We start from the raw sequence: 1,571 nt of genomic DNA on the forward strand, positions 1-1,571 counted from the left end.
CGGGTGCGGGTGAGTGGGGGTTTCTCGCGCAGTTCCCCGCGCCCCTGGAGGATCGGGCCTGCGGCCCGACCTCCCCCTGAAGGCTTGGGCCTGCGGCCCGCCCTTCACCAGGTGGCGCCGTTGAAAAGCACGGGGCGCAGCCCCGGCCGCTTTTCAGGGGCGCGGGGAACTGCGCGAGAAACCCCCACTCACCCGCAGTCGCCAAAACCACCCGCAACCCCGAGCCATCAGGCGCCCCGGCCCCACTCCCGCGGCACCACCCGTTGGCCCGCCGAGCCGTACACCCAGGCCGACGCCTCGTCGATGAAGTCGCCGGGGAAGCCGAGACGGAAGCCGGTCGTGTCCTCCAGGCGGGCCAGGACCTCTTCCGGCAGGACCAGCCGCGCCGCGCCCAGGTTGTCCGTGAGCTGTTCGGCCCGGCGGGCGCCCAGGATGGGGTGGACGGCGGGGGAGTGCGCCATGGTCCAGGCGATGGCGACCTGCGCGGGCGTGGCACCGAGCTCGTCCGCGGCGGACTGCACGGCCTGCGCGACCGCCCGCTCCCGCCGCCCGATGGTCTCCATGGACAGCCGGGTCGCCGTACCGGGCGCCGGCCCGCCCGCCCGCGTGTACTTGCCGGACAGGATGCCGTTCTGCAGTGGGCTCCACGCCGCGACCGACATCCCGAACGCCTCCGCCATCGGCAGCAGCTCACGCTCGATGTCCCGGTTGAGCAGGCTGTACGGCACCTGGAGCGCGGACAGCGGGGACCAACCCCGCCACTCCGCGAGGGTGTTGGCCCTGGCCACCACCCACGCCGGGGCGTCCGAGATCCCGACGTACAGCACCTTCCCGGACCGTACGGCGTCGTCCAGCGCGCGCATCGTCTCCTCGAGAGGGGTGTTCCGGTCCCAGATGTGCACCCAGTACAGGTCGATGTAGTCGGTCTCCAGGCGCCGCAGACTGGTCTCCAGCGACAGGGCCAGGTTCTTGCGGTGGTTGCCCGCGGCGTTGGGGTCGGTGCCGTCGCGCGAGACGGTGTACTTCGTGGACAGCACGAACCGGTCCCGCTGCCCCTTGAGCAGCTCGCCGACGATGCGCTCGCTCTCGCCGCCCCGGTAGTTGACGGCCGTGTCGATCACATTGCCGCCGGCCTCCGCGTACACGTCGAGGATGCGCGCGCACTCCGCCCGGGGCGCCCCCACCCCGCCCTGCTCGCCGAACGTCATGGCGCCGAGGAACAGCTCGGAGACACGGAGCCCGGTCCGGCCCAGGAGTCGGTAACGCACCCAAAACCTCCGTCAGTTGAATGCCGTACCGGCCGACACTAACGGGTCGCCCCGGCGGAAGGCGTCGGTCCGTGACGCGGCGTCATTACGGTAGGGCCATGACCGACATCCGAACGGTGGGCCGATGACCCCCATCCGACTGCTCCTCGTCGACGACGACCCCCTCGTCCGCGCCGGGCTCTCCTTCATGCTGGGCGGCGCCGACGACATCGAGATCGTGGGCGAGGCCGCCGACGGCGCCGAGGTGGACGCCCTGGTCGACCGCGCCCGCCCCGACGTCGTCCTCATGGACATCCGGATGCC

At 72.1% G+C, this 1,571-nt stretch carries 2 protein-coding genes; one reads left to right on the top strand and one right to left on the bottom strand.

The features are described from left to right. Positions 1–227 precede the first annotated feature (227 nt). Positions 228–1,268, bottom strand: a complete 1,041-nt coding sequence (locus AOK23_RS38890; protein ID WP_055717178.1) for an aldo/keto reductase — start codon at positions 1,266–1,268, stop codon at positions 228–230. 124 nt (positions 1,269–1,392) lie between these two features. Between AOK23_RS38890 and AOK23_RS50950 the strand changes: the two genes are divergently transcribed. Then, the coding region (locus tag AOK23_RS50950; protein WP_240496760.1) for a response regulator transcription factor at positions 1,393–1,571 on the top strand (179 nt) is incomplete at its 3' end.

This window comes from Streptomyces torulosus (assembly GCF_001419765.1).
GTDB classification, from domain to species: Bacteria; Actinomycetota; Actinomycetes; order Streptomycetales; family Streptomycetaceae; genus Streptomyces; species Streptomyces torulosus.